Annotated in this window: 12 protein-coding genes; 6 read left to right on the top strand and 6 right to left on the bottom strand. The window is 36.8% G+C overall.

All coding sequences use genetic code 11. The features are described from left to right. Positions 1-122 precede the first annotated feature (122 nt). Both R2Q77_RS13670 and R2Q77_RS13665 read left to right on the top strand, forming a co-directional pair. The gene (locus tag R2Q77_RS13670; RefSeq protein WP_316804287.1) at positions 123-2,459 is read left to right on the top strand and encodes a family 20 glycosylhydrolase; all 2,337 of its coding nucleotides are present in this window, start codon (positions 123-125) and stop codon (positions 2,457-2,459) included. 93 nt (positions 2,460-2,552) lie between these two features. Continuing rightward, the gene (locus tag R2Q77_RS13665; protein ID WP_316804286.1) at positions 2,553-3,128 is read left to right on the top strand and encodes a DUF4256 domain-containing protein; all 576 of its coding nucleotides are present in this window, start codon (positions 2,553-2,555) and stop codon (positions 3,126-3,128) included. Between the two features lie 19 nt (positions 3,129-3,147). Here R2Q77_RS13665 and R2Q77_RS13660 read toward each other — a convergent pair whose 3' ends face one another. After that, positions 3,148-4,020 (bottom strand): alpha/beta hydrolase, encoded by an 873-nt coding sequence (locus R2Q77_RS13660; protein ID WP_316804285.1) that lies wholly within the window; start codon positions 4,018-4,020, stop codon positions 3,148-3,150. 245 nt (positions 4,021-4,265) lie between these two features. Here R2Q77_RS13660 and R2Q77_RS13655 point away from each other — a divergent pair, with 245 nt between their 5' ends. Both R2Q77_RS13655 and R2Q77_RS13650 read left to right on the top strand, forming a co-directional pair. Beyond that, the gene (locus tag R2Q77_RS13655; protein WP_316804284.1) at positions 4,266-4,439 is read left to right on the top strand and encodes a ComC/BlpC family leader-containing pheromone/bacteriocin; all 174 of its coding nucleotides are present in this window, start codon (positions 4,266-4,268) and stop codon (positions 4,437-4,439) included. 55 nt (positions 4,440-4,494) lie between these two features. Next, complete coding sequence (locus tag R2Q77_RS13650; RefSeq protein WP_316804283.1) at positions 4,495-5,583, top strand: TlpA disulfide reductase family protein; 1,089 nt, start codon at positions 4,495-4,497, stop codon at positions 5,581-5,583. 67 nt (positions 5,584-5,650) lie between these two features. Here the strand turns inward: R2Q77_RS13650 and R2Q77_RS13645 are convergent, their stop codons facing one another. After that, a complete protein-coding gene (locus R2Q77_RS13645) occupies positions 5,651-6,451 on the bottom strand; it encodes a CPBP family intramembrane glutamic endopeptidase (protein WP_316804282.1) in 801 nt (266 codons plus the stop codon). Between the two features lie 60 nt (positions 6,452-6,511). Beyond that, positions 6,512-7,084 (bottom strand): DUF1543 domain-containing protein, encoded by a 573-nt coding sequence (locus tag R2Q77_RS13640; protein ID WP_316804281.1) that lies wholly within the window; start codon positions 7,082-7,084, stop codon positions 6,512-6,514. Positions 7,085-7,314: 230 nt separating this feature from the next. Here R2Q77_RS13640 and R2Q77_RS13635 point away from each other — a divergent pair, with 230 nt between their 5' ends. Next, a complete protein-coding gene (locus R2Q77_RS13635) occupies positions 7,315-9,063 on the top strand; it encodes an FAD/NAD(P)-binding protein (RefSeq protein ID WP_316804280.1) in 1,749 nt (582 codons plus the stop codon). A 174-nt stretch (positions 9,064-9,237) separates the two neighbouring features. Then, entirely contained in the window at positions 9,238-13,101 is a 3,864-nt protein-coding gene (locus tag R2Q77_RS13630; RefSeq protein WP_316804279.1) for a TIM-barrel domain-containing protein, read from the top strand. Between the two features lie 81 nt (positions 13,102-13,182). On the opposite strand, the gene R2Q77_RS13625 is transcribed toward R2Q77_RS13630, so the two are convergent. From R2Q77_RS13625 to R2Q77_RS13615, 3 genes are all read right to left on the bottom strand, one after another. Next, complete coding sequence (locus R2Q77_RS13625) at positions 13,183-14,253, bottom strand: hypothetical protein (protein ID WP_316804278.1); 1,071 nt, start codon at positions 14,251-14,253, stop codon at positions 13,183-13,185. 191 nt (positions 14,254-14,444) lie between these two features. Then, on the bottom strand, positions 14,445-15,791 hold the full coding sequence (locus R2Q77_RS13620; protein ID WP_316804277.1) for a hypothetical protein: 1,347 nt from the start codon (positions 15,789-15,791) through the stop codon (positions 14,445-14,447). Positions 15,792-16,196: 405 nt separating this feature from the next. Beyond that, a complete protein-coding gene (locus tag R2Q77_RS13615) occupies positions 16,197-19,448 on the bottom strand; it encodes a TonB-dependent receptor domain-containing protein (RefSeq protein ID WP_316804276.1) in 3,252 nt (1,083 codons plus the stop codon). Between the last annotated feature and the right edge of the window lie 100 nt (positions 19,449-19,548).

Genomic DNA, 19,548 nt, shown 5'->3' with positions numbered 1-19,548 from the left:
TTTGGTCTTTTCTGTTTTTGATACAGCAGCATTATAAATTACACAAACGTTTGCGCAGCTAAAGGTAAATGGAATATTATAAATTTATTGTCACTACGTTTAGAAAGTTAGTGCCTATTGTTATGAAAAAAACGCTAATAGTTATTGGTTTACTCATCCTTAAATCTCATTTTTTGTTCGCACAAACAGACAGTACGGTTGTTCAATCTGTGTCTGATATTAAAGAGATTAAAACTGGCGACAGAAAAATTGTTTTTCCGGATAGCCCAAAAGGTTATCTTTTAATATTAAAAGGAAGCGATCATAACCCAATTATAGATGAATCAGGAAGAATTACAACGCCACTCGTTGCAACAAAAGTAAATTTATATTTTCAACTGGTTAGTCAGGCAAACGATACCCTTAAATATGATGTTTCAAAACAAGTTACTGTTCCTGGAAAATTTTCCAATGGAGGTACCAACGGGCAGCCTTTCGTAATCCCTGCTTTACGCGAATGGCATGGGGGTAACGGCGACTTTTTTTTAACTGCATCCAGCAGAATCGTTTTAAATCCGGCAGATGAAAAACAGTTACAAAGTGCAGCAGATATTTTAAAGGAAGATTTAAAAAAGCAATCCGGCTTTAATTTGCCGGTTGTAAAAGGGAAAGCGAAAAAAGGGGATATCTTTCTAACACTGTCTGCCGCTGATCAGAGCATAGGCGAAGAAGGATATTATTTTAATACAGAAGAATACATTACAATTATTGCTATAAAATATCAGGGACTATTTTGGGGTACAAGAACTTTATTGCAACTATTAGAGCAGAAAAAAGGCATTCCAAAAGGATTGGCAAGAGATTACCCCGAATTTAAAGTCCGTGGATTTGTACTTGATGTAGGAAGAAAGTTTTTCAGTTTACAGTTTTTGAAAGATTATGTAAAATTGATGTCCTATTATAAAATGAATGATTTTCAGATTCATTTAAACGATAATGGCTTTAAAAAATATTTCAATGATAACTGGGCCGATACCTACTCTGCTTTCCGTTTAGAAAATACAACTTACCCGGGGCTTACTGCCAAAGACGGTTCGTACACCAAAAAAGAATTTATGGATTTGCAAGTCTTAGCCAATCAGTATGCCGTGCAGATTATTCCGGAAATTGATGCGCCGGCACACGCACTTGCTTTTACCAAAGTGGTTCCCGAAATTGGAAGCAAAGCCTATGGAATGGACCATCTTGATCTTCATAATCCACTTACTTATTCTGTAATGGAAAAAGTATTTAAAGAATACCTGTCTGGAAGTGATCCTGTTTTTATGGGTAAAACCGTTCACATTGGTACAGATGAGTATGCCAAAAAAGATGCAGAAGTTTTCAGGGCTTTTACAGATCATATGATTAAATATGTTGAAGGTTTTGGAAAAGATGTACGCCTGTGGGGTGCATTAACGCATGCAAAAGGCAATACGCCTGTAAAAGTTGAAAACGTAACCATGAATACCTGGTATAATGGTTACGCCAACCCGGTAGAAATGAAAAAACTTGGCTATAAGCAAATTAGTACACCTGATGGATGGTTGTATATTGTGCCGGGAGCAGGTTATTATTTTGATTACCTGGATGTTAAAAATATTTATAATCAATGGACACCCTCTATGATCGGGAATGTGAAATTCCCGGCGGGTGATCCCACTATTTTAGGTGGCTCTTTTGCCGTATGGAATGATATTGTGGGCAACGGATATACAGAAAAAGATGTAAACGACAGGGTATTTCCGGCTATGCAGGTTTTAGCACAAAAAATGTGGGCCGGAACCGAGACTGCTTTAAAATTTGATGATTTTAATTTGTTAAGCAAAGAAATTGGGGAAGGACCATCGTTAAATATGAGGGGAGAAATAACTAAAAATAACGTGCCTTTTACAACCCGTTTCGGATTTGATGGTAAAGATAAAAGAGTGCGGATAACAAACGCCCTTTATTCAAAAGGATACCTGCAGAATGCATTGGCATTTTCAGGGAAAAATAGCATTGCAAGTTTGCCTTATACTGAAATTGGATATAATTATACCGTATCTTTCTGGATAAATCCTTCTAACAATTTAAATGATGCAGTTTTGTTTAAATCGCCTAATGCCGTTGTTAAATTAAAACAGGCAGGTACCGGTAAACTTGGATTTTCAAGAGAGGGTTATGATATCGATTTTGGGTACACGGTACCTGAGAATACCTGGACTCATGTAGTCATTACCGGTACCAGTAAAGGCACCAGTCTTTTTATAAATGGCAAACCTGAAAAGAGATTGATCGACAACTGGATTGTGTTTACAGACAAGGATAAAACAAAGATGCGGAAATCTGAAACCTTATTTTTTCCGTTGCAAACTGTAGGTGGGTTTAAAGGAAAGCTTGATGAGTTGCAGATTTGGAATAAAATACTATCTGACGAGGAAATTTCTGTTTTAAAATAAGGATTATAGTTTAAAATTAAAGGGATTTTAGCCGAATTGGAAAACAAGGTATAAATTGAATAGATTATATTATTTTTGGTTTACAAATAAATTATGGAAACAAAAATGAATATTAAAAAGGAACTGCCTGCAGCGCTGCACGAAGAATTACTGAGCCAGTTAAAGGCCCGTTTTAAGAAAAATAGCAGCTTCCATAAAGATATAAAGTGGGAAGCTGTAGCAGCTAAACTGGAAGCAAACCCAGAAAAACTTTGGTCAATTAATGAGATGGAAAGAACGGGTGGAGAGCCAGATGTTGTAGCTTATAATATCCATACAGACGAATATATTTTTTACGATTGCTCGGCTGAAAGCCCTAAAGGGCGGAGAAGTACTTGCTACGATCGAGAAGGACTGGAATCCAGAAAAGAACATAGGCCCGAAAATAATGCAATTGATATGGCCGCCGCAATGGGCATTGAGCTTTTAACGGAAGAACAATATAGAAACCTGCAAAAACTTGCTCCATTCGATACAAAAACGTCGAGCTGGTTGCAAACGCCTGCTAATATCCGAAAACTTGGTGGTGCAATTTTTGCAGATTTCCGCTATGGTACCGTTTTTATATACCACAATGGCGCACAATCATATTATGGAGTAAGAGGCTTTCGTGGAGCATTAAGCGTTTAACTCAGAAGATTTTTCCTGTTTATTCCTGTAATTTTGGATATAAAAACTTAAATGCATTTGCAACCGCCTGATGCATAATCGTTGCATGGTTTTCTTCGGGTAAATAATCAAAATATACTTTCACATTTTTAGTCTTTACACTTTTTATCTTTTCAGCCAGCAAATTTGCATCTACCTCCATTACCCTGGGCTTTTCAGTAGGTGTAAGCCCTTCTTTGCCAACACCAATATAAACATCAGTTTGCTGATTAAAACCGGCTTGTAAAAACTTTGGATTTTCACTTAATAACGAACCATTATTCCACCACAAACTTGGGCTTATAATAATGTATTTATTGAAAAGCGTTGGCTTTTTTAATAAAATTTCTGTTTCTAAAAGTCCTCCTAATGATTGTCCTATAATGGTTTTAGAAAGATTTGTTTTGTATTTTTTTTGAATATAGGGCTGTAATTCTCTTTCGATAAAAGCAATAAACCGATCAGAATGCCCGGTGGTTGGATATTTTTTTTGATCGGCCTCAATGTTGGTCGGAAATGTAAAATCCCTGCGCCTGTCAACCGTTGCAATACCTACAACAATTGATTTGGGTACCTGGTTTATCCATTCAAAGCTGTTAAACTGTACAAGTCCAACGATATGAATAAAATCTTCATCCGCAGAACCATCGAGCAAGTAAATTACCGGATATTTTGTGGTATCACTTTCCTCGTAACCTTCCGGGAGATAGATGTTTAAAATTCTTTTTTCGGCTAATTCTTTTGATTGAATTTCCTCTATTTTACCCAGTATAAAAGGCTTGCCTTGGTCTGCAGCTTTGGATTTACGGATTTGTGCTGAAGCTGTAGCAGTCAAAAACAATAAAGCAATAATGGTCGCAAAAAATCTATTCATCTTGTGTAAATGTATATCGGGCTAAATTAGGATTATTAAATGCATTATTTAAGCTTTTAAGCAGCAGAGGGCTTTTATGTCTTTTAGAAATCGTTTTGTGCTTATATTTAATGTGTTACATAATTCTGATTTCAAAATCAAATGCTTACTTTAGTTATACAGGATTGCCTGATTGCAATGTTGTTCCTGTGTAGTTATACTTCTCTTAGTAGCAACAGCTAAGAATACGACTAAAAAGAATAATTATGAAAACAAAACTGAAAGGAAATTTTAAAACCTTAACAAGGGATGAGCTTAAAAAAGTTTTAGGCGGCGCGAATTTTGGAGATTGTTATGCAACAGATGGATGTTCAACAGGTTGTGCAACTGACCGGGTGTGCAATACTTGTTGCTATGCAACCACCGAGGAAAGTATTTAAATCAAAAGATTTCGATGGTTCTGTAAAGTGCTGTCGAAATCAATTATTTTAGTCAATGAAGAGTTTTTTTTTAACAGGTCTATTGGTTTTAGTGTGTGGTGTTATTTCAGCGCAGGAGAATCCAAAAAATGAGGAATTAATTACGGGACAAATGGTTGGATTTACCCAGCCAAGTGATTCTGTTTTCTTTTTCGGTGGTCAGCTTGCATCTAAATATTTTAAAGGAAATACGCTTGCTGCTGAAGTTAAAGAAGGGAATTATCGTTTAAGAAAGCATTTTAACGAACCTATGATGTATAGAATGGTTCTGTTAAGTGATAGAAACCAGCTGATTTGGCGGGCCGGAAGATATTTTATCGACAGGAGTACAACAAACATACGTACCGACCTGAGCAATAATGATCAGGTTACGATAAATGGAATGGTAAATACAGAATATGAACATGAATTTATACCGTTTATTTTTGCGAAAAAAACCGGGAGCAAATACACAAGTGATGAGGTAGAGAAATTTGAGGGCAGTAAAGAAACAGGCTTTGATAGCTTATTGCATACTTATGTGCAGTTGCATCCTTCATCTTATGTAGCCCTTTGGGAACTGGTAAACAGATTTATGCGTTTTGGCCACAGCATTACCCGGCAAGAAATACTTAATCTATTCTCAAAAGAAATTAAATCAGGCTATATTTGGAACACCCTAAATGATGACTTTAAAAACATCCTGATTAAAGAACAAAAAGTTTTTCCAAGTATAAAAGTTCAGAATACCGAATATACAACGCAATCTTTAATAATCCCTAAAGCAAAGTTTACGCTTGTAGATTTTTGGTTTAGCAGGTGTAAACCTTGTCTCGAATCTTACCCAGGGCTAAAAAAGATATTTGACAAGTACAGAGAAAAGGGTTTTAATATTGTAAGCATCTCTACAGATAAAAGCAGTGAAAAAGCGCTTTGGGAAAAAAGAATTAAAGAATATGGATTAAACTGGCTTCATTATCTTGATGAAAATGGTGAAGAATCCAAGAAACTATTAATCCGAAACTTTCCCACAACAATTCTTCTTGATTCAAAAGGCAGGGTGATTAAACGAGATTTTGACAACCTACAACTGGAAAAATTTTTAGAAAAACAGTTGGGGAAATAAATTTTTATAAATCAGTTGACATTCAAATAAGACTATAAGCAGGTGCTTTTAATTATTTATAATTGCCTCATTTTAAAACCTCGGCCTTGGTTTTAGGCATCAGGTATTTAAACAGCAACAGTACAGCAACAGCACTAAATAACCTTAAGGCATTTCCCTGCCAGCCTGTTGCTGCGGTATCAGATACGGTAAATACATTCCAAGCCGCATTTAAAGAAATATGAAATAAGAGCCCGCTCCATAAAGTATATCCATCTAAGGCATTAAGAATTGCAAATAAAATGGCGCCAAAAAAGGTAATCCAGAAAACCTGTAAAGCAATGCCGCCATTGGCACCAAGGCTAAGCCAATGTATTCCACCAAAAATAATAGCCTGAAATAATACAGCAGCAACAAAATACCAACCCAGAATTTTACGTGTAAAAATAAAACCAAATCCCCTGAATACAATTTCTTCGGCAAATGGAAATAAAAAAGATAAGTAAAAGAAACTTTTAAATTCTAAATCAGTAGCGATTTTCGCCTGCACAGATAGTCCGATCCAAAAAGGGAGGGTAGCAACTAAGGCCAGCAAAGGTCCCCTGAAACCATTCCACCGGAAGCCCAAAGCTTGCATTAAGCCCGATTTATTTTTATTGATCAATAAAAACGCCGTAACTACCACAAGCATTACTGCTAATAAATTATCCATAATGGCGCCACCAAATTCAATTGGAAAGCCAGGGATTTTAAAACCAAGAAAAGGCGTAAGATCTCGGATTTGTAAAGCAGCCACTAATACTGCTGCTGCCAGTAAAGTAAAAAGGATGGCCTTGCTTTTACTTGTTTGGCCTGTACTTTTTTGCGGAGAATGGGATGTAACTTTCATCTTCAATTTATAGATTTAAAAGAAGATGAAAAAACAGTTAAAAAGGTTGCATGGATTGTTTTATAGCTTGTCCAGTTTAAAATATCCCAAATGAATCTGATCCTCTGGCAAACCTTCAGCTGGTTTTATCTGAATGCGATAATTTTTTTTTAATTCGTCATCTAAAATATCTTCCATTTTATATATGTCATCCACATCTATCCCATATTTCTCATCAATATGGGCGTTGGCACCTTTTAAAGAATTAGTTTTAAAAAATACAGTCTTCTTAGCGCTTTGTACGGCTAATACACGATTTTCCTGAACAGTTAAAATGGTATAATGCTGTTCTTCCAGTTTGTTTTCCTGGTAGCCACCCAGGTTGATGAAAAATAAATGCCGATTGGGTATTTCTTCTACCTGTGCTCTTGGTACAATACTAATTTGGTAACCGTCTACCACATTTACTTCCCGCCAACCATCCACATGTATACTTGATCCGGCTTCTGGCCAAAATGCTTTAATTTGTGGAACAAGCGCTTTAAGTGAAGCCGCAATTCCGAAAAAATAATCATGTTGTTCTACATTTCGTTTCGGTGCCTTTGAACCTAATAATAACTGGTAAAGTTTTAATTGTGCCTGGCTATGCTCCATAATCTATTGTTAACTCTAATTTACCCTTTAAATTAATACTGAAATTTATAAACACATTTCTTTGCAATTGGTTTCTGAAAAGACTTTTTATACCATATTATAAATAATTGAATTAATTTTTAAAACAATTACCGTTTTTATGGATTATATCTCAGGATTGAAAATGAACTTGGCAAAAGAAAGCCAGCACAGAACATTGATTTTTAGTTCCAGTACACATTAAAATAGATATGGTTAGAAAACGCATCGCAATTCTTGGTGGCGGTCCCAGCGGGCTTTTTATGTTTAAAAGATTGATCGAATCTGGTCGTAATGATTATGAAATCGAAATTTTTGAGCGTAAACAGCACCTCGGTATGGGCATGCCATATAGTGCAGAAGGTGCCAATGATGAGCACATTACAAATGTTTCGGATAATGAAATTCCGACTATTTTTAACCACATTAACGAATGGGTAAAAGTAGCGCCTGAGCCGCTCTTAAAACGCTTTAATATTATTCCCGAAAAATTTAATGAATATAAGGTTTTACCGAGGCTGTTTTTTGGTGAGTACCTTTCTGCACAGTTCGATTTATTAAAAAAACTTGCGGATAAGCAGTCCATACCTGTTAAGGTTCATTTAAACTCTAATGTGCTTGATCTTATTGATTTGCCTAAACAGGATAAGGTCGAAATTGTGGTGGAAGGTCAGAAAAATGCTTATTTTGATGTTGCTGTAATTTGTATCGGGCACAACTGGCCAAAAAAATACGAAGGTAAAATTCCGGGCTATTTTGATTCCCCATATCCACCAAAAAAGTTAGCCTTAAAACTAAACCACCAGGTTGGATTAAAAGGTGCATCGCTAACGGCTATTGATGCAGTTAGGACGCTGGCCCGCCAAAATGGAGATTTTTATGAGGGCAATGATGGTAAACTATGTTTTCAGCCGGATCGGGATAGTGAAGGATTTAAAATGATTATGCATTCAAGAAATGGCCTACTACCGGCTATTCGCTTTCATTTGGAAGATTCTCATTTGGGTAAAGATGCTACTTTAAGTAAAGCTGAAATTGCAGCCAATATTGCCGATAACAACGGTTTCCTCTCTTTGGATTATGTGTTTGATCAGAATTTTAAAAAAATGTTTATCAGCAAAGAACCTGCTTTTTACAAGCTGATTAAGGATATGAACATTGAAACTTTTGTAGAAGCGATGATGAATTTACGAGAGAAAGAAGATCCGTTTGAACTTTTTAAAAAAGAATACGCAGAAGCAGAACGTTCTATAAAAAAAAGAGAGTCTATTTACTGGAAAGAAATGCTTGCCGTATTAAGCTTTGCCATGAATTATCCGGCTAAGTACCTGTCGGCAGAAGACATGCAGCGACTGCAAAAAGTGTTAATGCCTTTAATTTCTTTGGTTATTGCATTTGTACCGCAAAGTTCTTGCAGGGAGTTAATGGCGCTGCACGATGCGGGCTTGCTCGAATTGGTTTCGGTTGGCGATGACAGTGAAATAGAACCTGAAATTAAAGGTGGAGCGAGTTATTTATACACTAACGAATGTGATGAAAAGGTTAAAGTACACTTTGATACTTTTATTGATTGCGTAGGACAACCACATTTATCTTTTGAAGATTTCCCTTTTAACGGATTGCTAAAAGGGAAAACGGTAAGCGCTGCACGCTTAAAGTTTAATTCGGCAAAAGAAGGGAGTGCCGAAATGGAACGAGGGAATAAACAGGTGGAAAAAGACACTGATGGGTATTATCTAAGGGTACCCGGAATTACAATAAATGACGCATTTCAGGTTGTTGAAGAAGAAGGCGAAGCCAATAAGCGAATTTACATTATGGCCGTGCCTTACATTGGTGGCTATAATCCCGACTATTCGGGTATTGATTTTTGTGAAGCGGCATCAGAGAGTATTATTAAATCGTTGGAAAAAGGCTCTTTACCAGAAGAGAAAGAACAGAGAGAAGGGCTTAATTTTTAATAAAATAAAATTAGATTCCCTCATTCCGTGAGTTGAGGTGGTTTTTTTATTAAAATTTGTTTCAGCACAAACGTTTGCGCTATGATTTTGCAGACACAAATCTTTTATAATAATTAGATTAGCTCAATTCAACAAAATTCTCTTAACAAAATTAGAGAATTTGCCTAAATCCGTATGACGAAAATGTTTTTGACTTCTAACCAAAAAAAGGCAACTCTGCTTGCGCTTGCCATTCCTTTATTTATTTCCTCTTCGCCATTATTTGCTGTTCAAAAAATAAACCCTGTAAAAACGGTTCAGCAGCAAACTCAAAAAGTAATTGGTGCTAAGAAAATTAATTCGACAACAATCGAAGTTTCATTATCAGACCATCAACGATTGACCTTAGATTTTTATGGTGAAAACATATTCAGGATTTTCCAGGATAATAATGGCGGTTTTATTAGAGATCCTGAAGCCAGGCCGGAAGCTAAAATTTTGGTAGAGAATGCCCGAAGGCCACTTTCCAAATTAAATTTAAGCGATGAAAACAATCAGATTATTATTACAACAGATAAAATTTCGGTTCTGATTGATAAAAATACTTCTTTATTAAAAATTATTAACCAGGCTACCAAAGCTGTTGCTTTAGAAGAAACAGCGCCTATACGTTTTGAGAAAGGAAAAGTTACAATCCTTTTAAAAGAAAACCCACAGGAATACTTTTACGGTGGCGGTGTTCAGAACGGACGTTTTTCGCATAAAGGAAAAGTAATTTCTATTGAAAACCAAAATAGCTGGACCGATGGCGGGGTAGCTTCACCAACACCTTATTATTGGTCTACTAATGGTTATGCCGTTATGTGGCATACCTTTTCGAAAGGCAGTTACGATTTTGGAGCCAAAGAAAAAGGTGTGGTAAAACTGTCGCACGAATCAAGTTATCTTGATGCCTTTTTAATGGTTGGAGATGGTGCGGTACCTCTTTTAAATGATTTTTATCAGCTTACCGGTAACCCTATATTATTGCCTAAGTTTGGTTTTTACCAGGGGCATTTGAATGCCTATAACCGCGATTTCTGGAAACAGGATGAAAAAGGTATTTTGTTTGAAGATGGTAAACGATATAAAGAAAGCCAAAAAGATAACGGAGGGATAAAAGAATCTCTTAACGGGGAAAAGAATAATTACCAGTTTTCGGCCCGTGCGGTTATAGATCGGTATAAGAAAAATGATATGCCATTAGGCTGGTTGCTGCCCAACGATGGTTATGGAGCAGGTTATGGACAAACGGAAACCTTAGACGGGAACATTCAGAACCTTAAAAATTTGGGCGACTATGCCCATAAAAACGGAGTAGAAATAGGTTTATGGACACAATCAGATCTTCATCCTAAACCAGAAATTAGTCCGCTATTACAGCGCGACCTTATAAAAGAGGTGAGGGATGCTGGTGTTCGTGTGCTTAAAACTGATGTGGCCTGGGTAGGGGCAGGATATTCTTTTGGGCTTAATGGTGTGGCCGATGCTGCACAGATTATGTCTTATTATGGAAGCAGCAGCAGACCCTTTATCATATCTTTAGATGGCTGGGCAGGTACCCAGCGTTATGCCAGCGTTTGGTCAGGCGATCAAACCGGTGGCGTTTGGGAATATATCCGCTTTCATATTCCTACTTATATTGGCTCGGGCCTATCTGGTCAGCCCAACATAACATCGGACATGGACGGTATTTTTGGTGGCAAAAATTTAATCATAAATACAAGAGATTTTCAATGGAAAACCTTTACGCCAATGGAATTGAATATGGACGGCTGGGGTGCAAACGAAAAATACCCACATGCACTTGGCGAGCCTGTTGCATCCATAAACCGAAATTATTTAAAGCTTAAAGCAGAATTAATACCTTACTCTTACAGCATTGCAAAAGAGGCTGTAACGGGTTTGCCAATGATAAGGGCTATGTTTTTGGAATATCCAAATGCATACACCAAAGGAGCAGCTACGCAATATCAGTATTTATATGGCCCTTATTTTTTAGTGGCTCCAATTTACCAGGAAACAAAATCTGATGCTAAAGGGAATGATGTACGTAATGGGATTTATTTACCCGAAGGTACCTGGATTGACTATTTTACCGGCGAAAAATATGCTGGAAACAGCATATTGAACAGTTTCGACTCGCCGCTGTGGAAATTACCGCTTTTAGTTAAAGCCGGCGCTATTATTCCAATGGCAAACCCCAACAATAATGTGTCAGAAATTAATAAAGGAATCCGCAAATATGAACTTTATCCATCTGGAAAAACGGCGTTTACCGAATATGATGACGATGGTACTTCTGAAGCCTATAAACTGGGGAAAGGTGTTGCTACCTTAATAGAATCAGAATTGGATAAAAATGATGCAAGGGTAACCATTCATCAGGCTAAGGGAGATTTTGAAGGTTTTGTTAAAGAAAAAACAACCGAATTTATCGTTAACGTTACTGCAGAGCCTAAAAGATTGACGGCTAAAATTGGAAATGCTAAAGTTAAACTAACCGAAGTACATTCAAAAGAGGATTTATTGAAAAACCAGAATGTATACTTTTATGAAAGCGCCCCAAATTTAAACAGATTTGCAACCCGTGGAAGTGAATTTGAAAAAGTAGTAATGGCTAAGAATCCTCAGGTTTTAATAAAATTAGCACCTACGGATATTACATTGAATGAAGTTGAAGTGAGCATAGAAGGCTTTAAATTCGAGCCAGCGGATAAACAGCGTATATCTTCAGGGAAATTAACAACTCCGCTTAATGCTGCTGTTACAGATAAAAACAAAGAAGCTTATACACTTAAGCCAAGCTGGAGCAAGGTAGACCATGCTGATTTTTATGAGATCGACTTTAACGGGATGCATTATACAACCATTAAAGATACCACACTTTTATTCGAAGGCTTAATGGCAGAAACAGCTTATGCCTTTAAACTGCGTGCTGTAAATAAAGATGGCTATTCAGACTGGAAAGAAATAAAAGCAACAACAAAATCTAATCCATTAGAATTTGCCATTCAGGGCATTGTTGCTGAAACTACAGCTGAAAACCAGGATGAATCAGAAATCGATAAGTTATTTGATTTTGATGAAGGTAATATGTGGCATACCAAATGGGGCAAAAAATCAATTCCTTTTGATATGTTAATTGATTTAAAATCTATCAATCAACTTGAAAAATTCCAGTATCTGCCACGTACAGGAAGAGGAAATGGAATTTTGTTAAAAGGGAAAGTATTTTACAGCAATAATAAACAAAGCTGGACAGAAGCAGGCCCGTTTGAATGGGCAAACAGTGGAGATGTTAAAACATTTAACTTTGCCAGCCATCCAGTTGCACGTTATATTAAATTAGCAATTACAGATGGTGTTGGAGGTTTTGGTTCTGGCCGGGAGTTGTATGTATTTAAAGTTCCGGGTACTGAAAGTTATCTTCCTGGCGACATTAACAATGACCGCTTAATTGATAAGAACGATTTAACTTCGTATACCAACTACACGGGATTAAGAAAAGGTGATGCAGATTTTGAAGGTTACATCAGCAATGGCGATATTAATAAAAATAACCTGATTGATGCTTACGATATTTCAGTAGTGGCCACTCAGCTGGATGGCGGCGCAGGTGATGCTAAAATGGATAAAGTAGCAGGGAAATTAGAAATCAGCACTGCAAAACAAGTTTACAATAAGGATGAAATAGTTGAAGTTAAAGTGAGGGGACTAAACCTTAAATCTGTAAACGCGTTAAGTTTTGCGCTTCCCTATAATCCACAGGATTATGATTTTGTTGGTGTTCAAAGTTTAAATGTTAAACAAATGGATAACCTGACGAATGACAGGTTACATACCAATGGCGATAAAGTTTTATATCCAACATTTGTGAATTTAGGTAAGCAGGAAGCCTTATCAGGTAACAGCGATTTATTTATATTGAAATTAAAAGCAAAACGTAAGGTTAAGTTTGACCTTAAAATGCGTGATGGGTTTTTAGTTGATAAAGACCTTAATTCAGTTCAGTTTTAATAAATCTATTACCGCTTACAGCAAAGGCCGTTAAGGAATTACTCCATAACGGCCTTTGTTTTTTTATGATTAGCAATATACTTATTGAAAATACTGAGAAAGATCAGTTGCTATACCAGATAAGTAGGAGCCCTTTGGAACAAGTAACTGGGTTTTTGAATCTTTTATGATAAATAATTTCGATTTACCGGCTTCAAAATTTAGTAAACCATATTTTCCGTCGTTTGGTTTAAACGGATATGCTGCAGCTATAAATGGTGCTGCTGTTGTAGTGTAGGGAACATTATTTGTACCTTTTTCTACAATATCAAAACTGTAAATATAATTGCCGGCAGGCAAAGGTGGCAGCTCGATTGAATTAAAAGATCCATCTTTAGGAAGTGTAAACCTGATTTCGGGATTTGGTTTAGTGGCTACATTGGTCGACAGGTTTTTTTGATAAAGAACCAGTTCAACATCAACCATTTTAAAATATTGCGCAAATGTGGTTTCAAATTTTGCACTTACCATCATATTGGCCGGATTTACCGGAGGTTCGAGCTTTACATTGTCAACTATTTTGGTGCCGTCAAAAAAGAAAAGTAAATTTTGCTGTTTAATACTGCTTTCTATTTTTTTAACAAACAGCAATGTTGTTTCTCCTTTTTTTCTGACCTGAATTTCTCTGGTTGTACCATTGTCAATCAGTACCGAGACGGTATTATTAACAGCAGCCGTAGCTGAGAACAGTAAATTTCCATCTAAAAGAAATTCAAGTTCGCCCGATAGGGCATAACCTTTAACCTGTACGGATACGGAATTGTTATAGATTTTATCGCCATCGTAATAAATATTAATGTTTTGATCAAAGGGGCTGGCGGTAACTACTTTACTCAGTAAGATATCGGTACTTCCTTTTTTTCTGATCTGTACCGGGGCCGTTTGGTTTTTTACCGATAACAAGGTTTTAACATTAATGCCGCCTGTGCCGGCTTTTGTAGTGGCTATAACACTGTCTTTATAAAGATATTCTAAATCAACAGTGGTATTTCCGGTAATGGTTAGCTGCACCACTTTAACAGGCTCGGCCTGCAAAAGTACCTCTTTGGTACAGGAAATACTTAAGGTGGTAAAAAAAGCAAGAAATAAAAGAGTAAATGTTCTTTGTTTCATCAATTTGTTTTTTAGTTTGAAAGTGTTTAAATTTTATTCAAATATTTTAACCGTTAGCCTTAATTTAGTTCAGTTTGTTGGCGTATGTGCATTTTTCCAAATAAAATTTAAAACGGTTTCTAATTATTGTTGTATTAAAATAAAGAGACCATACCCATTGGGTACAGCCTCTTTGTAATCAGAGAGAAAAATTAAAATACAAATTTAGTCCAGCCAGTTGTCCAGTCAGGTGTGCCTGTTGGAATTGCACCATTAGTTCCACCCGTAAAATTAACGGTTGATGGAGAACCTGGAAGATTGTACCAAGGTTGTGCAATACCAAAAGCATTTGCATTTGTTGCGTTAACGGCTAACAAGTTACCGCCACCATCTATATAAGTACCAGATGAAGCAACGATTGAATTAACAAAACCATGAACTGAAGTTGTAGAGATTGATGAAGCAGAAGCAGAAGCATCTGGATCGAAAGAAATACCAGTAGCATAACCCGTAATGATACAGTCGATGAAATCAATTTCCGAACCTCTGCGTTCACGTACACCATAACGATAACCTAAACCAGAGATAGACGCTGTATTTTCGGTACCAATAATGCTAAAATTAGCCAAAGTTGGATGTGTTTTAGGTGTTAAGGTATAAGTAGCATCTTCAGCTGGTGCATTGTTATCAGACTCAATACCGTTTGAATCGCTGCTTCCACCACTTGTACTGTGTGTAGAGTTTTTGTCTGCAATTGCAATAGCGTACTGAATACTTCCTGTAAAACCATTATCAAAGTCAAACTGGTCATCATCAGAAGCTAAAGCAATTAAATTAGTTGCATTTACAGTTCCACCAAAAAATTCGAAACCATCATCTAATCCGTAAGAAACCTGTACGTGATCTATTGTAGTACCACTACCAACACCACCTAAAGTTAATCCATTAACTTCTACGTTTGGTGCTAATTGGAAACCTGCATACTCAATACGCACATATTGTAAAATACCACGGTTATCAGCATCATTATTGCCTCCATAATAATATTTAGATTCGTTAGCCAAACCCTCAATTAATTTTCCACCTGGAGTTTTAACGTTGATTGTAGCGTTACCCAAAACAATTAAACCACCAAAATCGCCTGGTTTTCCAACGGTACTATCATTACCATCTAATAAGTTACGACTGGTAAAAACAATTGGGTTTGTAGCTGTACCCGATGCGTTAATCATTCCATCTTTTCCAATAACCAACACACCATTTTGTATGCCTGCTGTATTTACAGATGATTTAATGAATGTGCCAGGTTGGATGGTTAATGTTGCACCACTTCTTACGGTTACTACACCACTAATTTCGTAAACGTTTCCTGCTGTCCAGGTAACAGAGCTGGTTATATCTCCAGTTACTGCAACCACTGGTAATGATGATTGAGAATAATCTGCTGCCGAAGTGCTGCGGTTGCCAAAAGAAGCTGAACCACTATCATTTTTCTTACAAGCCGTAAAAGAAACAGCAGCAATTGATAAAATACCCATTAATTTTTTGAAGTTTTTCATTTCGTTTTTTTTGTTTTTCACAGGATTTTATGGTTTAAAATCCATGTTAGTAAGGTTGATTTAGTTTTTCTTGATTTAAATATTCTTTTTCAGCTTTAACTCCTGTTTTTTTATGGAAAATAAAGTTGGTTTTATATTTAAATGATATGATTTTTTTTACCTTAGTATTTAACTTTTAAATTAAGTACAGGCAGATTGTTAATAACCCTTGGTTTTTAACAGTATTTCTTAAATACATTTCAGGTTCAGGCCTGGATATACCGTGTTTCCGCATGAAATTATCGGTTTAAAGAACGGAGGGTTTTACAAGAACCTTTCGTTTTTTTATATCGCAGGAAATTTAAATTCCTCCTTTCGTTATTTTAATTCGTTTAACCATATTTATAACACGCATCTCGAGTTTATTTAAAAATTGTAAGTGATTGAGGTACTGTACGTACGCCCGAATTTTTGCCTGTATCTAATTTGATCACCTTCATCATATCTATCGCTGAAGCCCGTTTTCAACCGGATGCCAATATCACTTAGGTCATTAACATCACGGTCGGGTTTAGACTCATAACTTGCATTGTTTATGTAGAATGTGGAAGCTTTATTAAGCAGGTTGGCCGCATTAACTTTAATCTCGAACCTTTTATTTAAAAACTTATAGCTCAATTGTGCATCAATCTGCTCCCGCGGTTGTTCATATTCTATCTGGTCGAAAAGCGAACTCACGATATAGGTTTTATATCCCGATTTGTTGTAGGCGATATTCATACCCAACCGATCTCCTGTGTACTGCAGCCCTAAATTGATCAGGTATGGAGACTGCCCGTACATAGGCCTTTTTTGTTTAATTGGTACTGAAATTGGTGGAAGTTTTGGATCTGGGTTGTTTACCTGATAAGTGCCTACTACATTTGACTTTTGCAAAGTTAAATTACCATAAATGGCAATGTTGGTTAAAATTGGGTTATCGGTAATAAAACCCAGGTTCTTTCTTAACTCAAATTCTAAACCATATACCTTGGCCTCATCGGCGTTTTTGATGTAATAATTTACATTACCATTAACCAGTATAAAGGTAAGCTCCGTAGGTTTATCAAATTTTTTGTAAAAACCACCTACCGAAATAATTTGGCCCAAGCCCGGAAACCATTCTGCTTTAACATCATAACTATTAATTCGGGTACTGGTTAAGCCTTGATTTCCAAACATCGCACCCAGGTTAGGATCAAATCTGAAAAACTGACTGTTATCCAAAAGTTCAGGCCTGATTACGGTGCTTGATATGGCAGCCCTCAAATTAATTTGACTGGTTGGACTGTACGTTAAGTTCGCCGAAGGCAGCCATTGCCATTTCTTTTCAACTGGAAGTACAAATTCGCTCTTTCCGTTTGTATTTAAGTCGTTCCTTATTTCGTTATACTTATAATATTCGGCCCTTAAACCCCAAACCAATCGAATTTTTTCACTCAAGCGATCATCAAACATTACATAACCGGCATGGGTATTACTATTGCCCTCGTAACCATTCAAATAATAGGCATTAATGGCATAATTATAGCCGTTAACACCAAAATTTGCCGGATTTGCCATTTCGCTTATGGGAATATACCTTAAGCTATCAGCCAATGTTGGACTACTTGCTAAAGCTGCAATTTGCCAGTCGAATTTGCCTTTTTTGTTAATGCCGAAATAACCTGCCTTTACCGTATTTCTTATGCCAGCCACGTTAAATGGAGTGGATGCATCTAAACTCCACGAATAATGACGTTCGCTGTTGCTGTAATTATGACGGGATGTTGGAAGAATGTTGCCCTGAATAAAAGGCGTGGTATCATAAAAATATAGGTATTGCCCACCCACAAGCTTAGGAATATTAGTGGCTATGCCGATATCTTTCTCTTTTCTGTCTATTGATGTCCTTGCCGCATTCCACTCCAGTTTTACTTTGCCCACCTGGTGCTGACCGCTCAATTTGTTTTGCAAAAGATCAGTAAAGGTTGGGTCATCAACTTCTTGTACGCGACTTGGAGGAATGCCAGCATTTATAAAACTCGATCCGTCGTTATTGTCATAACCAGTAGTTCTGACCAATTCATTATTGTAAAGGTGCGTGTAGGTATTGCGGAAACTGAAGCGATTTTGCCCCAGCTGCAAGCCAACATTAAGTAAGGCACCTAAAGTGGTATTAAAAATGTATTTAGCGCCATAGTTATTGAAATTGTAATACCAGTCACTTCTGCGCACATTATCAAACTGATTAATATTTTGGGTGTTCCTGTAGGTTAAAGAGCCTGTAAACCCTAATTTATTCTGTTTAACAGTATCAAGTTTAATTAAGCGCCCAATGGTAAACTGGTAGTTTTGAGATGGTGCTGTTTTATACTTATAAATGGTGAAATTATCGTTGGTAAACTTTTTACTTTGATCATCTACCTTTTTCTGAAATTCCGCATCAGTGAGTACATTATTAGGGGCTGTTCCACGGTCTGTTTGTTGTAAATCTACAGGAAAATCCCTTCTGCCGTCATCAAAACCAAAGTAGTCGTATTTGCCACGTTTATGGCTTAAAAAATCTTTACCCGTACTTTGGTCGTTATACGAGGTGCCGGCTGTAAAACTCATAAAATTTTCTGTTGGAATATCTTTGGTGTTGATTTGCACCAAGCCACCACCGAAACTGGTATTCATATCGGCAGTGACCGTTTTACTCACCACAATATTATCAACCAAATTAGAAGGGATAAGATCGAAAGAAAAATTACGGGTTTGTGCTTCAGTACTCGGTAACAATACTCCATCCAGCTGTGCAGAATTATAACGTTCGCCAATGCCGCGAACGATAACAAATTTATTATCTACAGTGTTTACCCCACTTATGCGTTTTAAGCTTTCACCAATGTTTTTATCAGGTGTTCTTGAGATCTGATCGGCACTGATGCCGTTGCTGATTTCAGCTGCATTTTTCTGGCGGCTTAATAAACCTTCTACCGATGCCTTTTTGTAATTTGCGGTAATTAGCACTTCTTTTAAACCTTTTGAATCTGGTTTTAGCGAAACATCCAGCGGCGTGTTTTTATCTGCCTTAACCACCACACCACTTATCCTGTAGGTAAGAAAAGAAACATAACTGATTTCTAAAGTATACGTACCCGGATCAATGCTTAGGCTATAACTTCCGTCGATTGCTGTTTGCGTTGCCTTGCCGGTTTCAATCACTTTAATTGAAGCACCAGGTAGTGTTTCGCCCTTTTCGTCGAATACTTTTCCCGATATCTTCCCAGGTTTTACCGGATCAGGAAGTTTGTAAAGCAGTATGGTTTGCTGGTCGGCAAATTTATAGGCCACGTGGGTGCCTGCCAGAATTTTTTTAAGAATCTGATCGATGCTCATCTCTCGCACATCGATGGTGATTTTTTGGCTTTCGCTGAAGATCGATTTATTGAAATTAATAGCGTAGCCAGCTTTATGTTCAAGAGCCGAAAGCGCCTCCGGAATGCTTACTGCGGTTAGTTTAAGGCTGAGGCCATTTTTTTTTAGGTTTTGAATTAAACCAGCAGCCAGGGTTGAACTAAATGTAAATATACCCAGTAACAGTATGGCCACCAGAGGACGGCAATTCAAATTGATAATATATTCTTTTATGTGTGCATAAAAACCTATTTTCATAGGTTCAAGACGTTTTTTAATTTTCACGAGTTAGAAACTTTTGTTTAAGAGCCGTATTGTTAGCGCAAGCCGGCTCTTTGTTTTTAATAAAAGGTTTAAT

The sequence above is a fragment of the Pedobacter nototheniae genome (genome assembly GCF_032678625.1).
GTDB classification, from domain to species: Bacteria; Bacteroidota; Bacteroidia; order Sphingobacteriales; family Sphingobacteriaceae; genus Pedobacter; species Pedobacter nototheniae_A.
This window is presented reverse-complemented; position numbering and strand designations above follow the sequence as displayed.